The organism is Pseudomonas sp. Lb2C2, from assembly GCF_052112205.1.
GTDB lineage: Bacteria > Pseudomonadota > Gammaproteobacteria > Pseudomonadales > Pseudomonadaceae > Aquipseudomonas > Aquipseudomonas kilonensis.
This window is the reverse complement of sequence record NZ_JAUTYW010000001.1, coordinates 981,720-996,870: the sequence shown is the minus strand read 5'-3', so window position 1 is coordinate 996,870 and position 15,151 is coordinate 981,720. Positions and strand designations below refer to the sequence as shown.

Annotated in this window: 16 protein-coding genes; 9 read left to right on the top strand and 7 right to left on the bottom strand. The window is 62.5% G+C overall.

The annotated features are described in order from the left end of the window. The first annotated feature begins 50 nt into the window (after positions 1 to 50). The gene (locus Q7F16_RS04255; RefSeq protein ID WP_409557384.1) at positions 51 to 344 is read left to right on the top strand and encodes a DUF1330 domain-containing protein; all 294 of its coding nucleotides are present in this window, start codon (positions 51 to 53) and stop codon (positions 342 to 344) included. A 6-nt stretch (positions 345 to 350) separates the two neighbouring features. Here the strand turns inward: Q7F16_RS04255 and Q7F16_RS04250 are convergent, their stop codons facing one another. The 7 genes from Q7F16_RS04250 to Q7F16_RS04220 are packed head-to-tail and all read right to left on the bottom strand — an operon-like array spanning position 351 to position 5,627. Continuing rightward, complete coding sequence (locus tag Q7F16_RS04250) at positions 351 to 914, bottom strand: NUDIX hydrolase (RefSeq protein ID WP_409557385.1); 564 nt, start codon at positions 912 to 914, stop codon at positions 351 to 353. 2 nt (positions 915 to 916) lie between these two features. After that, a complete protein-coding gene (locus Q7F16_RS04245; protein WP_014338076.1) occupies positions 917 to 1,669 on the bottom strand; it encodes a GntR family transcriptional regulator in 753 nt (250 codons plus the stop codon). A 60-nt stretch (positions 1,670 to 1,729) separates the two neighbouring features. Next, positions 1,730 to 2,134, bottom strand: coding sequence for a carboxymuconolactone decarboxylase family protein (locus Q7F16_RS04240; RefSeq protein WP_014338077.1), 405 nt, complete (start codon positions 2,132 to 2,134; stop codon positions 1,730 to 1,732). Between the two features lie 47 nt (positions 2,135 to 2,181). After that, a complete protein-coding gene (locus tag Q7F16_RS04235) occupies positions 2,182 to 2,667 on the bottom strand; it encodes a flavin reductase family protein (RefSeq protein WP_014338078.1) in 486 nt (161 codons plus the stop codon). A gap of 12 nt (positions 2,668 to 2,679) precedes the next feature. Next, on the bottom strand, positions 2,680 to 4,161 hold the full coding sequence (locus Q7F16_RS04230; protein ID WP_046065771.1) for an aldehyde dehydrogenase: 1,482 nt from the start codon (positions 4,159 to 4,161) through the stop codon (positions 2,680 to 2,682). Then, positions 4,158 to 4,991, bottom strand: a complete 834-nt coding sequence (locus tag Q7F16_RS04225; protein WP_003201690.1) for an alpha/beta fold hydrolase — start codon at positions 4,989 to 4,991, stop codon at positions 4,158 to 4,160. The genes Q7F16_RS04230 and Q7F16_RS04225 overlap by 4 nt, the downstream gene beginning before the upstream one ends. Positions 4,992 to 5,036: 45 nt before the next feature. After that, positions 5,037 to 5,627 (bottom strand): amino acid synthesis family protein, encoded by a 591-nt coding sequence (locus Q7F16_RS04220; protein WP_046065772.1) that lies wholly within the window; start codon positions 5,625 to 5,627, stop codon positions 5,037 to 5,039. Positions 5,628 to 6,408: 781 nt separating this feature from the next. Here Q7F16_RS04220 and Q7F16_RS04215 point away from each other — a divergent pair. The 8 genes from Q7F16_RS04215 to Q7F16_RS04180 all read left to right on the top strand — a co-directional run bounded on the left by Q7F16_RS04215 (position 6,409) and on the right by Q7F16_RS04180 (position 15,122). Then, entirely contained in the window at positions 6,409 to 7,818 is a 1,410-nt protein-coding gene (locus tag Q7F16_RS04215) for a circularly permuted type 2 ATP-grasp protein (RefSeq protein ID WP_014338094.1), read from the top strand. Between the two features lie 3 nt (positions 7,819 to 7,821). After that, positions 7,822 to 8,772: an alpha-E domain-containing protein gene (locus Q7F16_RS04210; RefSeq protein WP_003201699.1), complete on the top strand. Its 951-nt coding sequence runs from the start codon at positions 7,822 to 7,824 to the stop codon at positions 8,770 to 8,772. Next, the gene (locus tag Q7F16_RS04205; RefSeq protein ID WP_014338095.1) at positions 8,769 to 9,566 is read left to right on the top strand and encodes a transglutaminase family protein; all 798 of its coding nucleotides are present in this window, start codon (positions 8,769 to 8,771) and stop codon (positions 9,564 to 9,566) included. The genes Q7F16_RS04210 and Q7F16_RS04205 overlap by 4 nt, the downstream gene beginning before the upstream one ends. A 362-nt stretch (positions 9,567 to 9,928) precedes the next feature. After that, on the top strand, positions 9,929 to 10,531 hold the full coding sequence (locus tag Q7F16_RS04200; RefSeq protein WP_014338096.1) for a transposase: 603 nt from the start codon (positions 9,929 to 9,931) through the stop codon (positions 10,529 to 10,531). Positions 10,532 to 10,599: 68 nt separating this feature from the next. Next, positions 10,600 to 12,162 (top strand): ShlB/FhaC/HecB family hemolysin secretion/activation protein, encoded by a 1,563-nt coding sequence (locus Q7F16_RS04195; protein WP_409557386.1) that lies wholly within the window; start codon positions 10,600 to 10,602, stop codon positions 12,160 to 12,162. 17 nt (positions 12,163 to 12,179) lie between these two features. Continuing rightward, positions 12,180 to 13,979, top strand: coding sequence for a DUF2341 domain-containing protein (locus Q7F16_RS04190; protein ID WP_046065774.1), 1,800 nt, complete (start codon positions 12,180 to 12,182; stop codon positions 13,977 to 13,979). A gap of 10 nt (positions 13,980 to 13,989) precedes the next feature. Further along, positions 13,990 to 14,415 carry an ExbD/TolR family protein gene (locus Q7F16_RS04185; RefSeq protein WP_003201710.1) on the top strand — a complete coding sequence of 142 codons (426 nt, stop codon included), beginning with the start codon at positions 13,990 to 13,992 and terminating at the stop codon, positions 14,413 to 14,415. A 2-nt stretch (positions 14,416 to 14,417) separates the two neighbouring features. Then, entirely contained in the window at positions 14,418 to 15,122 is a 705-nt protein-coding gene (locus Q7F16_RS04180; RefSeq protein ID WP_413211830.1) for an energy transducer TonB family protein, read from the top strand. The last annotated feature ends 29 nt before the right edge of the window (positions 15,123 to 15,151 follow it).

Sequence of the window (15,151 nt, the reverse complement as noted above, 5' to 3'; positions counted from 1 at the left end):
TGGAATGATGTTGTGGTATACCATAATACAAAACAAACCAAGAGGTCACTATGAAGGCGTACTGGATTGCTCATGTGGATGTCACCGACCCCGATCAATACAGCCAATACACCCAACGGGCGCCGGCGGCGTTTGCCTTGTATGGCGGTCGGATGCTGGCTCGGGGAGGGCGTAGCGAAGCGATGGAGGGCAGGGTCACGCCGCAACGCAGCGTGGTGATCGAATTCGACTCCTACGAACAGGCGCTGGCCTGCTATCACTCGGCGCAGTATCAGGAAGCCAAGCGCCATCGCGAAGGCGTGGCCCGGGCCGAGGTGATCATTGTCGAGGGTGTGGCGACCTGAGACCCGTCAGCGGATGAAGTGAATCTTGCCGCTGTCGTCGTTGCCCATGTAGATGCCATAGACCCCGGCCTGGCGCTCCTCGATATAACGTTCGAGGATCTGCCGGATGGCCGGGTAGTAGATGCTGTCCCAGGGAATGTCTTCGGGGGCGAAGAACTGGCAGGCGAGGGTTTCCGGGCCGAACTGGCCGGTGATCTCCAGCGCGATGGCGCGGAAGATGATGTACACCTCGCTGATCTTCGGCACGCTGAAGATCGAGTAGGGCGAAACGATTTCAGCGCGTACGCCGGTTTCTTCCCAGACTTCGCGCAGCGCGGCCTGTTCGGTGGTCTCACCGCCTTCCATGAAACCGGCCGGCAGTGTCCAGGTGCCCGGGCGCGGCGGGATGGCGCGCTGGCACAGCAGGTATTTGCCGTCCTTCTCGATGATGCAGCCGGCAATGATCTTCGGGTTGACGTAGTGGATGTAGCCGCAGCCGCCACACATCAGTCGCTCATGGGTATCGCCCGCTGGCAGGCGGTGATTCAGGTCACTGCCGCCGCACTTTGGACAAAAGCTCGGGCTGAACATGACTAGCGACCTATGCGCGGTTCTTTGAGGGCGATGGGCGGGATGATCTCGGGGATTTCACCGGTCTCTTCCTGCTTGCGCTTGAGGTATTCCAGGGCGACCTTGGCGGCGGCGCGCACGTGGTCGACGCAGGCCTGGTGGGCGGCCAGGGGATCGCCGCTCTTGATCGCCTCGACCATGCGTTCCATTTCCTGGTTGCTGTTGCCGCGACGGTTTTCCTGGGACACCGAGGTCGCTCGCAAATAGCTGATACGCGCCTGCAACTGGCGCAGCTGGGTGGCGGCGACATGGTTGCCGGAGCCTTCGAGCAGGACGTCATAGAAGCCCTGCACCGAATCGATGACCTGTTGCAGCTCGCCATCCTTGAGGGCCTTGCGGTTCTCCTCAAGGGCTTTCTCCAGCGCCTTGATGTCCTTGGCCTTGGCCCGCAGGGTGAAGAGCTGGACGATCAAGCCTTCTAGCACGCAACGCAATTCATAGATGTCGCCGGCATCGGCCAGGGTGATGATCGCCACCCGTGGTCCTTTGGCATCGGCGAATTCCACAAGGCCTTCGGATTCCAGGTGGCGCAGCGCTTCGCGTACCGACGTGCGGCTCACGCCCAGGCGATCGCACAGATCGCGTTCGACCAGGCGATCGCCCGGCAGAAGCTGGAAGTTCATGATGGCGCTTCGCAGTTTATCCAGCACGATCTCGCGCAGGGTAACGGGGTTGCGATTGACCTTGAAGCTGTCGTCGAGTGGCAGGCGTTTCATGGGGTCCGCTCTGTAATATGGCTGTCCATGCCAAACGGGCAACATCCGTGCACGTTCAGATCAAACAGCCGAGGGTTGACTGGAGGCCTCGGCATCGGCTTCGGCGAAGGCTTCACGGGCAAGCCGGAAACTGTCCACGGCAGCGGGAACACCGCAATAGATACCGACTTGAAGCAGAATTTCGCGTATTTGCTCACGACTCAGGCCGTTACGCAAGGCGCCGCGCACATGCAGCTTGAGTTCGTGCGGGCGATTGAGCGCCGAGATCATTGCCAGGTTGATCATGCTGCGCTCCTTGAGCGACAAGCCCTCGCGACCCCAGACATGGCCCCAGCAATATTCGGTGACCATCTCCTGCAGTGGCCGAGTGAAATCGTCGGCGTTCTCGATGGAGCGGTTGACGTAGTCCTGGCCCAGCACCTGGGTGCGGATCTTCAGGCCTTGTTCGTACTTTTCGTTGCTCATGCGGACTTCCTGGAAAAGTGATGAACCTGTGGGGATGTGTACGGTCATCAGGCCAGCGCGGGCAACGGGCCCAGCTTGCCTTTGTGGTAAATCATCGGTGTTACCGGCTGTTCAGGCAGGATCAGGTTTTTCACCGCGCCGACGATGATCGCGTGATCGCCACCGTCGTATTCGCGCCACAGTTCGCATTCGATGATCGCCGTGGCCTTGCTTAGCAATGGATTGCCCAGGTCGCTCAGGTGCCAGTCGATGCCCTTGGCCTTGTCCTTGCCTTTGCCGGCAAAGGCATAGGCTTCGGCGGTCTGGTCGGCGGACAGCAAGTGGATTGCGAACTGCTTGCTGTCGCGCAGGATCGGGTAGGTGTCAGAGGCGTAGTTGGGGCAGAACAGCACCAGTGCCGGGTCGATCGACAGCGCGCTGAAGGCGCTGGCGGTGATGCCGACGATATTGCCGTCCGGGTCCAGGGTGGTGACCACCGTGACGCCGGACGGGAAGGAGCTCATGACTTCTTTGTAGATGCCGGGTTCGATCATTTCTCAGGACTCCTAGCGCATCACGAACGGATCAGGCATAGGCGCCTGGGACAGGTTGATCCACACCGTTTTCAGTTCGGTATAGGCCAGCACCGAATCGATGCCGCTTTCGCGTCCATAGCCACTGTTCTTGAAACCACCGATGGGCGCCATGGCCGACACTGCACGGTAGGTGTTGACCCAGATGATGCCCGAGCGCACATCCCGGGCCAGGCGATGGGCGCGACCCAGGTCGCGGGTCCAGATGCCGGCGGCAAGGCCGAATTGCGAGTCGTTGGCGATCGCCAGGGCTTCGGCTTCGTCTTTGAACCGAATCACCGAGGCCACCGGGCCGAAAACTTCTTCCTGCATGATCTTCATCGAGTTGCGGTCGCATTCGAACAGGGTCGGCTCATAGAACCAGCCATCCCCCAGATTCTCTGGACGCTTGCCGCCAGTGCGCAGGCGCGCGCCTTCGGCGATGGCGTCGGCCACCAGGCCTTCGACCACGGCCAGTTGCTGCGCGGTGGCCATGGGGCCCATTTCGCTGGCGTCTTCCTGCGGGTTGCCGATGCGGATGCGCTGGGCCCGTTCGACCAGGCGCGAGACGAACTCATCGTAGATTTCGTCCTGCACCAGCAGGCGTGAGCCGGACACGCAGCTCTGGCCGGATGCCGCATAAATCCCGGCAATTGCCCCGTTGATCGCACTGTCCAGGTCGGCGTCGGCAAAGATAATGTTTGGCGACTTGCCGCCCAGTTCCAGCGACAGCTTGGCGAAGTTCTCGGCGCTGCTGCGCACCACATGGCGGGCCGTGGCCGCGCCGCCGGTAAAGGCGATCTTGCGCACCAGCGGATGGCGGGTGAGGGCGGCGCCAGTGCTGGGGCCGTAACCGGTGACGACGTTGACCACGCCCGGCGGAATGCCGGCTTCCAGGGCGAGGCGAGCCAGCTCAAGAATGGTGGCCGAAGCGTGCTCGGACGGTTTGATCACGATGGTGTTGCCGGCCGCCAGTGCTGGGGCGAGCTTGATCGCGGTCAGGTACAGCGGGCTGTTCCAGGGAATGATCGCCGCGACCACGCCCATGGCTTCATGCACGGTGTAGGCAAACAGGTCGGGCTTGTCCAGCGGCAGGGTGCCGCCTTCGAGCTTGTCGGCCAGGCCTGCGGTGTAGTGGAAGAACTCCGGCAGGTAGCCGACCTGGCCACGGGTTTCACGGATCAACTTGCCGTTGTCGCGGCTTTCCAACTGGGCCAGTTGTTCTTTGTTCTCGGCGATCAGGTCACCGAGGCGACGCAGCAACTTGCCGCGTGCGGTGGCGGTCAGACCGCGCCAGGCCGGGCTGTCGAAAGCGCTCTGTGCCGCCTGGACGGCACGCTCGACGTCGGCCTCGTCGGCATCGGGCAACTCGGCCCAGGGTTGGGCGAGGGCCGGGTTCAGGCTTTCGAAGGTCTTGCCGGAGAGGGCATCGACCCATTCACCGCCGATGCACATCGAAAAACGTGCGAGTGTCATGCAACGATCCCCTTTATTTGGTTTTGTCGGGCGTTTGCTGTGTCGAGAAATTCCAGCAACAACTGGTTGACCAGGCGCGGCGACTCTACCGGCATCATATGCCGCTGCTCGGCGAGTACGGCAACCGTGGCGCCGGGAATTCGCTCAGCCAGTTGCCGGGCCATTTCCGGTGTCGAGCCGGGGTCCAGTTCGCCAGTGGCGATCAGTGTCGGCACCTGGATGTTGCCCAGGTCATCGGCGCGGTACATGTCCTGGGTGGCGAACAGTTCATAGGTGGTCAGGTAACCCTGGGGATCATTCTGCGCCAGGGTCTGGCGCAGTGCGGCAATCTGCGCCGGGTTGGCTGCCTGGTATTCACGGCTGAACCAGCGCGACAACGCGGCCTCGGCATTGGCGTCCGGCCCATGCTCGGCGGCCTGGGCCGTGCGGGCGATGACCCCGGCGCGCTGTTCGGCGCTGCGGTTGAACACACTGTTGAGCACCACCAGGCCTTGCAGGCGTTGTGGGTAATGCAAGGCAAACGCACGGGCTACCAGCCCGCCCATGGAAAAACCGATCACCGTCGCCTGGGGCAGTTGCAAATGGTCGAGCAACTCCAGCAACTGGTCGGCGTAGCCCAGCAGCGCGGTGCCGCTTTGCGGGCGCGGGCTGGCACCATGGCCGAGCATGTCGTAGGCAATCACACGGTATTGCGTGGCCAGGCCAACGACCTGGCCGCCCCACATTTCTTTGTTCAGGCCCACGCCATGGATCAAGACCACGGGTTGGCCTTGGCCGGTTGCCAGGTAGCTGGTGCCGGCCGGGGTGAGTTCAGCGGTGAGCCGAATCATGGAGCGCTCCTGCATGCCTTTTTTATTGTGGTTACCGAGGCTGGATTACTGTGCATTCTCGGCGGCCAGTTCTTCCAGATCGATGTAGCGGTTGCCGATGCGCGGGTGCAGGCGGCCGCCATCGGCGCAGCCCAGCACCACGACGATTTCGTCGGCGCGCGGGGCGTCTTCAATTTGCATTTCCAAGGTGATGTAGTGCGAACGCAGGCCTTCGTCGTCCTTGTGCATCATCGGGATCTGAATCGAGGTGCCAGGGCCGCCGCGCTTGTTGGTGAAGCTCAGGTAGCTCTTGGCCTTGACCGCTTCGCGATAATGGTTGCCGAAGCGCAGGGTGTGGATCACGGCGGAGGCGTGCTCGATTTCACCGTCGGCACCGACTACCGCGGCCTTGCCGTAGGCTTCAATCTTCTCGGCACCGCCGATGATGCCCACCAGACGCTCGACCATCAGCGCGCCGAGGTCGGAGCAGTTGGCACGAATTTCCGGCTTCAGGTCTTCGACGAAACCGTGACCCAGCCAAGGGTTTTTCATCACCACCGCCAACCCGACCATGGTCACCGGTTTGTCGGTGGCCTTGCCGCCTTCGATAAAGGTTTCTTCGACATAGCTGACGATCTTGCGAATTTCGAAACTCATGAGCTGCTCCCTGGATGGGTGAATAGATCTTTGCGTATGATGGTATACCATAATACTGTCGGTGCAAGTGCTGCTGTTGGATTTGTTCGAAGGGAGGCGACGGAAGGCTGGGCTACCCATGTCAGGTAGATAGAGGGCTTGAAGCTGAACAGGACTTTGTGGCGAGGGAGCTTGCTCCCGCTCGGCGACGCAGTCGCCGCAATGGGTTTACGCGGCTTTTCGGGTGAGGTGGCGCGTGTTGAAAGGGGCCGCTTCGCAGCCCAGCGGGAGCAAGCTCCCTCGCCACGGAGTATTCATTGCTTCGAAGTTCGGCGCGTCAGCTATCGTTGGGTCAAGGCCTGCGTTTTAGCGGTGGGTATAAATTTCCCCTTTTCAGGGCATTCGACGCTGGCTTCCCGCCTGGCTGCACCGATTCGACCCGTTTGTGGCATCGACGCCGGAAATGGCAATAAACGTTTCAGCCTCCAAACAGGTTTACGTCGCAAAATCGAAAAGAAATTTCGCTTTTTTGTCGTTATGCGACAGTTTTTCCAGCATTGTCTCGATGCACCGCACTTAGGCACAGCCCTTGCTACGACTCCAGGACGAAAGAACCAGCGAGGGGTATTCGATACGTAGATAAACAGGGGGGCGCACGTCATCCGGACGCAAAGGCCTGATCAGAGACCCATTGCCTAACGAGGTACTCAGAGAACCAGGGCTCATAAAAAAGGCAAGGCCGTACTGAGTGGAATGACGACGTAATAAGAAATGCCGTGTGCGACACGGCTGGGAGTTGGCTATGCCCCACGCTTTTTTTAATGAAATGTATGACGCCAAGGGTGACTGCCGCCCGCATTACCAAGCCTTCTCGCGCTGGCTGGCGGACACACCGCTTGAGCTGCTGGAGCAACGCCGCCGCGAAGCCGACCTGCTGTTCCATCGAGCCGGTATCACCTTCACCCTCTACGGGGACGAGCAGGGCACCGAGCGATTGATTCCGTTCGACATCATCCCGCGCAGCATCAAGGCCAGCGAATGGCAGATGGTCGAGCGTGGCTGCATTCAGCGGGTCCAGGCCCTGAACATGTTCCTGGCCGACATCTACCATGGGCAACACATCCTCAAGGAAGGGATCATTCCTGCCGAACAGGTGCTGGCCAACGAGGGTTATCAGATTGCGATGCAGGGCCTGGACCTGCACCGGGGTATTTACGCCCATATCGCCGGTGTCGACCTGGTTCGCGACGGTGACGGCAGCTACTACGTGCTGGAGGACAACCTGCGCACGCCCAGCGGCGTGAGCTACATGCTCGAAGACCGCAAGATGATGATGCGCCTGTTCCCCGAGCTCTTCGCCGCCCAGCGCGTGGCCCCCATCGATCATTACCCGAACCTGCTGCTCGACACCCTCAAGAGCTCAAGCCCCCTCGAGAACCCCACCGCCGTGGTGCTGACCCCGGGGCGCTTCAACAGTGCCTATTTCGAGCACGCGTTCCTGGCCCGTGAAATGGGCGTGGAGCTGGTGGAGGGCGCTGACCTGTTCGTGCGTGACGACCACGTGTACATGCGCACCACCGCCGGCCCACGGCAGGTGGACGTGATTTATCGTCGCCTTGACGATGCCTACCTCGACCCGCTGTCGTTCAACCCCGATTCGATGTTGGGCGTGCCCGGGCTGATCGCCGTGTACCGCGCGGGCAATGTGGTGCTGGCGAACGCGGTCGGCACGGGCGTGGCCGATGACAAGTCGATCTACCCTTACGTCGACGAGATGATCCGCTTCTACCTCACCGAAGAACCGATCCTGAAGAACGTGCCCACCTGGCAGTGTCGCAAGCCTCAGGACCTGTCCCATGTGCTGGCCAACCTGCCGGATCTGGTGGTCAAGGAAACCCAGGGCTCCGGCGGCTACGGCATGCTGGTCGGGCCAGCGGCCACTGCCGCGGAAATCGAGGATTTCCGCGCACGTCTCAAGGCCCGTCCCGAAGCCTATATCGCCCAGCCGACCTTGAGCCTGTCCACGTGCCCGACCTTTGTCGAGAGCGGCATTGCGCCGCGCCACATCGACCTGCGTCCGTTCGTGCTGTCGGGCAAGGAAACGCGCCTGGTGCCCGGCGGGCTGACCCGCGTGGCGCTGCGCGAAGGCTCGCTGGTGGTGAACTCGTCCCAGGGCGGCGGCACCAAAGACACTTGGGTAGTGGAGGACTAAGACATGCTTTCAAGAACTGCTTCGGACCTCTATTGGATGTCCCGCTACCTGGAGCGCGCCGAGAACCTGGCGCGCATGCTCGAAGTCAGCTATTCGCTGTCGCTGATGCCCCAGGCAGGGCGCAGCGATGGCCATGCCGAACTGGCGATGTCGCTGTTGGCCGCCGGTACGCTGGACGACTACAACGCCCGTTATGACGCGCTCAACACCGAGCGCATGCTGCATTTCTTCGCGCTGGATGAAACCAACCCCGGCAGTATCTACAGCTGCCTGCGGGCCGCGCGAACCAATGCCCATGCCGTGCGCGGGCGCATCACCGCCGACATGTGGGAGAACATCAACGCCACCTGGCTGGAAATGCGCAACATCGCCAGCAACGGCCTGGGACGCTACGGCATCAGCCATTTCTGCGAATGGGTCAAGGAGCGCTCGCACCTGTTCCGTGGCGCGACGTCGGGCACCATCATGCGCAACGATGCCTACTGCTTCATTCGCCTGGGCACCTTTATCGAACGGGCCGACAACACGCTGCGCCTGCTGGACGCCCGCTATGAAATGTTCGGCGAGGAATCGGAGGAGGTCAGCGACAACTCGGCCCGTGGTTATTACCAGTGGAGTGCCTTGTTGCGCGCGTTGTCTTCGTTCGAGGCGTTCAACGAGATCTACCGCAATGCGCCCAATGCCGAGCAGGTTTCCGAGATGTTGCTGCTGCGGGCCGACGTCCCGCGCTCGCTGCATGCCTGCATCGAGGAGCTGGACCACATTCTCGCCAGCTTGCCGGGCAACAATGGCCGGCCAGCGCAGCGCCTGGCCGCCGAGCTGAATGCGCGCCTGCGTTATTCGGGGATCGATGAGATCCTGGCGTCGGGCCTGCATCAATGGTTGACCGACTTGATTGGGCAGATCCGCCACTTGGGCCAGACCGTCCATGAGTCTTACCTGGAGGTCGTATGAAACTGTCCATACGCCACGACACCACCTACAGCTACGCCGATGAAGTCTGCACCAGCATCCAGTTCCTGCGCCTGACGCCCCGGGACACTCAGCGCCAGCGCATCCTGGAATGGCACCTGGAACTGCCGCGACTGGTGCGCAGCCAGCTTGATCCCTATGGCAACATCTTGCATGTGATGACCATGGACGAGCCCCACGGTGCCTTGGTACTGACGGCTTATGGCGAGGTGGAGATCCATCAGTCCATCGCGATGGAACCGGACAACCAGTCGCCGCTGCCTTTTTTGCGCACCAGTCGCCTGACCCAGGCGGATGAAACCCTCAGCGCCTTCGCCGTCGAGCAATGTGCTGGCCGGCGCGATCGTTCGGCCTTGACCGACCTGATGAATGGTTTGGCGGCGCGGATGCCCTACAGCCCCGGCACGACGGCGGTCAACAGCACGGCCGCCGAGGCGTTTGCCGGTGGGACGGGGGTGTGCCAGGACCATACCCACGCATTCCTGGCCTGCGCCCGTAGCCTGGGCATTCCTGCGCGCTATGTTTCCGGCTATTTGTGCACCGAAGATGAAAGCCACCTGGCGAGCCACGCCTGGGCGGAAGCCTGGCTGGATGATGGCTGGTACAGCTTCGACGTGACCAACCGCCTGACCCTTCCAGACCGCCACTTGAAACTGGCGGTCGGCCTGGATTACCTCGACGCCTGCCCGGTACGCGGCATGCGCCGCGGTGGCGGGGCGGAACAGATGCAGGCGAGGGTGCAGGTGAGCTCGATGGTGCAGGTACAACACCAATAGAGGCATGCCGAAGCTGAAGGCCCCATCGCGAGCAAGCTCGCTCCCACAGGGTATTTGTGGTGAACATCGAGTCGGTGAACACCCGAGAACCCCTGTGGGAGTCGAGCTTGCTCGCGATGGCGGCAGCCCGTCCAACATCACCGCCAACTGACCCACCGCCATCGCGAACAAACCCGCCCCCACAAAAAATCCACCAGTCGCCCCAAGTCTGGGCATCTCGCTGGTCCCTCCAAATGAAGCTTTCATGACAAAAGTTCGGTAGCACATCGCCATTCCCGTCATGCCTGTGTGACGTGTTCGAGGGGGCCTGCAAGGTCGTTTTGGAACCGGGGCGCGAAGCCGGGAGTGAGGCGATGGGGACTATGGAACGTTATTCGAAAGTGGGCATGCAGGAGCTTGACCAGCGGCTGTCGAAGATCGTCGAGGCGGCGCGCAAGCAGCCGGTCTCGGTGTATCGCTACGGCGCGCCGTGGGTCTGGATCGTTTCCCAGGATGACTGGCAGGGCGCGCTCAAGGAAGTGTCCAGCTACATTCCGCAAGGCCATTCACTGGTCTTGCTGCGTCCGCAGATCGACGACCTGCTGGATGACCATCGCGATGTGCTGCAGGGTCTCAATGCCGGTGCCCAGATGCTGATCGCACCGCAAACCGCCATGCATATCCTCCTGCTGCAACTGCTCTATTCGGTGCCCAGCGAGCAGCAACTCTACGAACAACTCAATTACAACCTGCTGTTCCGCTGGTTCGTCGGCCTGGACCTGAACCAGAAGGTCTGGAGCTTCAACGTCCTGAGCAAAGACCTCGCCACGCTGCTGGGCGACGCGCGGGCGGTGCGGCTCATCCAGAAAATCATCGGTGAAGTGTTCTGTGGCGCCTTGCTGCAAATGCCGGAGTTCTCCTTGAACTTCGCGCTGCTGCACACCTGGCTGGCCCGGCACGCCACGACATCGACCGCAAGCAATTGAGCCGTACTTTGAATTCAGGGGGTGGTGTGGAGCATTTCTTCAAATCGCGGCCGGCGCTGTGGGGCTGGTTGCTGCTGGCGGTCGGGGGGCCGTCGGCATTCGCCGCAGAAGGAGGGCAGGAGGTCGAAGCGGCGCCGGCGCGCCTGGTGGACGTGAACGAGTATTTCGTGCGTGGCAACACCGTGCTCGATGCCCGGGCCATCGAGGAAGCGGTGTACCCGTTTCTCGGCCCGCAAAAGGCCTTGAGCGACATCGAAGGCGCCCGGGAGGCCTTGCAAAAGGCCTATCAGGCCCGCGGTTATCAATCGGTGTTCGTCGAGTTGCCAGAGCAGAAAGTCGAAGACGGTATCGTCTACCTGCAAGTCAGCGAGACCAAGATCGGCCGGGTTCGGGTGGTGGGGGCCAAGCATTATTCCCCCGTCGAAATCCGTGATGACGTGCCGGCGCTGAAGGAAGGCGAGGTGCCCGATTTCGCCCAGGTCCAGGCAGAGCTGGCGCTGTTGAACAAAACCCCGGGGCGCCAGGTCATGCCGCTGGTGCGTGAAGGCCAGCGCCCCGGGACGATGGACGTGGATTTGCAGGTCGAAGACCAGGACCCCTGGCAAGCCAGCCTGGGGTTGAACAACGACTACAGTGCCGACACCGAAAAGCTGCGCACGGTCGCCAGCCTGGGCTACAACAACCTCTGGCAACTGGGCCACAGCGTTTCGTTGACCTTCTTCACCGCGCCCCAGGACACCGAAAACGCCAAGGTCTGGTCGGGCTCCTATACCGCGCCGCTGAGCGAACGCTGGAGTGTGCAGTTCTCGGGTTATCAATCCGACAGCAACGTGGCCACCGTCGGCGGCAGCAACGTGTTGGGTAAAGGTCATTCCTACGGGGTGTCGGCAATCTACAGCCTGCCGTCCAGTGGGGCATGGGCCAACAGTTTTTCGGTCGGGGTGGATTTCAAGGATTTCGAGGAGGAGCTCAACCTCGGCGGCGCCAGCGACAAGGCACCGCTCAAGTACGCGCCGTTCACCTTCGCCTACAACGGCTTTCGCTACACCGACACCAGCCAGTTGGGCCTCGGCCTGAGCCTGGTGGCGGGTACCCGCAGCCTGCTGGGCTATGGCAGCTCCGACGAAGAATTCGACTACAAGCGCTATCGCGCCAGCCCCAGCTTCGCCGTGCTCAAGGGCGACGGCAATTACACCTTCACCTTCGCCAATGATTGGCAGACCGCCTCCAAGGCCGCCTTCCAACTCGCCTCTGGGCCGCTGGTTTCCAACGAACAATTCTCTGCCGGTGGCGCCACCTCGGTGCGTGGCTACCTGGCCGCCGAGCGCACCGGTGATGACGGCTACCTGCTGTCCGAGGAGCTGCGCACCCCGTCCCTGGCCAAGTTTCTCGGCAGTTATGTCCAGGAGTGGCGCTTCTATGCCTTCGCCGAAGGTGCGCAGTTGTACCTGCGCGACGAACTGCCCGACCAGGAGGCCGACTACAGCCTCGCCAGCGTCGGCCTCGGCACCCGCGCCAGCCTGAGCAAATGGTTATCCGGCAGCCTCGACTGGGGCTATCCGCTGCTCGAAGGGCCGAACACCTCGAAACAGGAATCGCGCCTGCACTTCAACCTGCAAGCGACGTTTTGAACCCAGGAGTCATGTCCATGCAACGCTTATTGTTATCCCTGTTTATCTGCCTGGGGCTGGTGCTTCCGGCGACCGCAAACGCCTGGTGGCAGGACGACTGGCACTACCGCAAACAGATTTCGGTGGACACCACGCCCCAGGGCGCCGCCATCGCCCAGGCCTTGGGCCGCACCGCGCTGCTGGTGCGCCTGCACACCGGCAACTTCACCTTCGACGGCGTCAAGGACGACGGCTCGGACCTGCGTTTCGTCAGTGCCGACGACAAGACCGTGCTCAATCACCAGATCGAAAGCTTCGACCCGCTGATGGGCATGGCGCTGATCTGGGTCGACGTGCCGAGCGTGGAGGGCGGCCAGCGTCAGGACGTGTGGATGTATTACGGCAACCAGAAGGCGCCGGCCACGGGCAGCGGCCAGTTGACCTTCGACCCGGACTACACCGCGCTGTACCACTTCGACGGCGCCACCGGCGTACCGCCCCGGGACACCACGGCCTACGGCAACAATGCCCAGGGCGCGACCGGTGTCAGCATCGACGGCGTGATCGGGCGGGCCTTGCAGTTCAACGGCCAGCCGCTGTTGTTGCCGGCCAGCCCTTCGTTGCAACACAGTGCCGGTGCGGCGTTCACCTTCAGTACCTGGCTGCGCCAGGACCAGGCCAGTGGCGAGCAAGTCATACTGGCCCGTCGCGAAGCTGCTACCAGCCTGTTGGTTGGTGTGAACCAGGGGGTGCCGTTCGTCGCGATCGATGACCAGCGTGCGGTCTCGACCCAGCCGCTGAACCCCGGCCAATGGCAGCACCTGGCGTTGACCGCCTCGGGCGACCGGGTCGTGCTGTACGTCAACGGGCGTGAAACCGCGAGTCTCGCCGTGGCGATGCCGGCGTTCAATTCGCCGATGGCCTTGGGGGCTGACGTTTCTGCGGGGGCCTTTGCGCCATTCAGCGGGGCCATGGACGAAGCGCGGCTGTCCAAGGTCGCCCGTCCGGCGCCGCAGTTGTTGGCCGACGCCAATGCCCAGGGCGCCGAGTCGAAACTGGTGGCCTACGGTGTCGACGAGGAACAATCCGGCTTTGGTTTCGGCAGCCTGGGCTTCTTGCTCAACGCCGTGCCGATGGACGCCTGGGTGATCATCGGGGTGCTGGTGCTGATGATGTTCCAGTCGTGGATCATCATGATCCGCAAGAACCGCATGGTCAGCCGTCTCAGCGCGGCCAACGAGGCCTTCCGCGAACAGTTCGCCCAGATCGGCACACGCCTGGAAATGTTCGCCGACGACCAGAGCCTCGCCCAGCGCCTGCAACATTCGTCGCTGTGGCGCCTGTACCTGGTGGCCGTCAAGGAAATCCGCACCCGTCGCGAGCAGGGCGCCGACACTTCGTCGGTGTCGGCGGCAACCATCGAAGCGATCCGCTGTTCCATGGACGGCGTACGTACCCGGGAAAACCAGCAGCTCAGCTCGAAGCTCTCGACCCTGTCCAACGCCATCGCCGGCGGCCCTTACATCGGCCTGCTCGGCACCGTGCTGGGGATCATGGTGGTGTTCCTCGGCACGGCCATGGCCGGTGACGTGAACATCAACGCCATTGCCCCGGGCATGGCCGCGGCATTGCTCGCCACTGCCATGGGCCTGTTCGTCGCGATCCCTGCGCTGTTTGGCTACAACCGCCTGATCACCCGCAACAAGGAAGTCAGCGCCGACATGCGGGTCTTCGTCGACGAGTTCATCACCCGCCTGGCGGAGATGCACGGCGAAGGCCAGTCCGGTGAAGCGGCGCATCGGCGCAATCATCACGCTCAATCGTCCGTACCGGCCTGAGGAAATCGCCATGGCTAGCGTAAACGCTTCACACGATGACGACGATGACGCGGCGGTCGACAGCATCAACATCACGCCGCTGGTGGACGTGCTCATGGTGGTGCTGGTGATGTTCATCCTCACCGCCACGGCCCAGGTGTCGGGTATCCAGATCAACCTGCCCAAGGCCAGTGCCTCGGTGTCGTTGTCCGAAGCCAAGACCAAGGCGATTTCGGTGAATGACGGCGGGCAGGTGTTCCTCGACGCCTACCCGGTGACCCTGGCCGAGCTGGAAGAGCGCCTGCGTATCGAAAAGGCCCAGAGCCCGGACTTCCCGGTGATCGTGCGCGGCGACGCGACGGTGCAGTACCAGAAAGTCATTGAAGTGCTGGACCTGTTGCGGCGCCTGGAACTGTCCCAGGTCGGTCTCGTGACCGGCAAACCGAGCCAGGGCTGATCATGACCGCCAGACTTCCCATCGATCCGCCCCCGGTGAAGACCTCGCCGTTGCGCCTGCTCAAGTGGGCTGTCGGCCTGCTGCTGGGCGCCGTGGCGGCCTGGCTGCTGTGGCAGTGGGCCAACGACATGAGTGGCGTGCGGCGCGAAGCACCGAAGGTGCCGACCATCATCCCGCTGCCGCCTCCGCCCCCACCACCGCCGGAGAAACCCAAGGAGCCGGAACCCCAGGTCGAGGAGAAGGTGGTCGAGCCAGAACCGACCCCGGAGCCCGAAGAGGTCAAGCCCGAGGAAGAGGCGCCGCCGTCGCCAGTCGATGACCTGGCGAACCCGATGCAGATGGACGGCGATGCCCAGTCCGGCAATGACGCCTTCAACATCGGCGCCGGCAAGGGCGGCGGTATGGCCGGGGCAGGGGGCGGACGCCTCGGCAATGGTACTTACAGCCAGTTCCTGGCGTTCACCTTCCAGCGCTTGCTGCGGGAAAACCCCGACCTGCGCAGCCTGGCGTTCTCGCTGCAGGCCGATGTCTGGCTCAGTGCCGTGGGCGAAATCACTCGGGTCGAGCTGGTCAAGTCCAGCGGCAACCCGCAAGTGGACGAACAAGTGATTTCCGCCCTGCGTTCCGCGCCCCATTTGAGTGAACGGCCACCGGCCTCCCTGACTTTACCCGTGCGTTTGTCCTTGCAGGGACGGCGGCCGGGTTAACCGATTATTTGAAAGTTTGCCAACAGGAG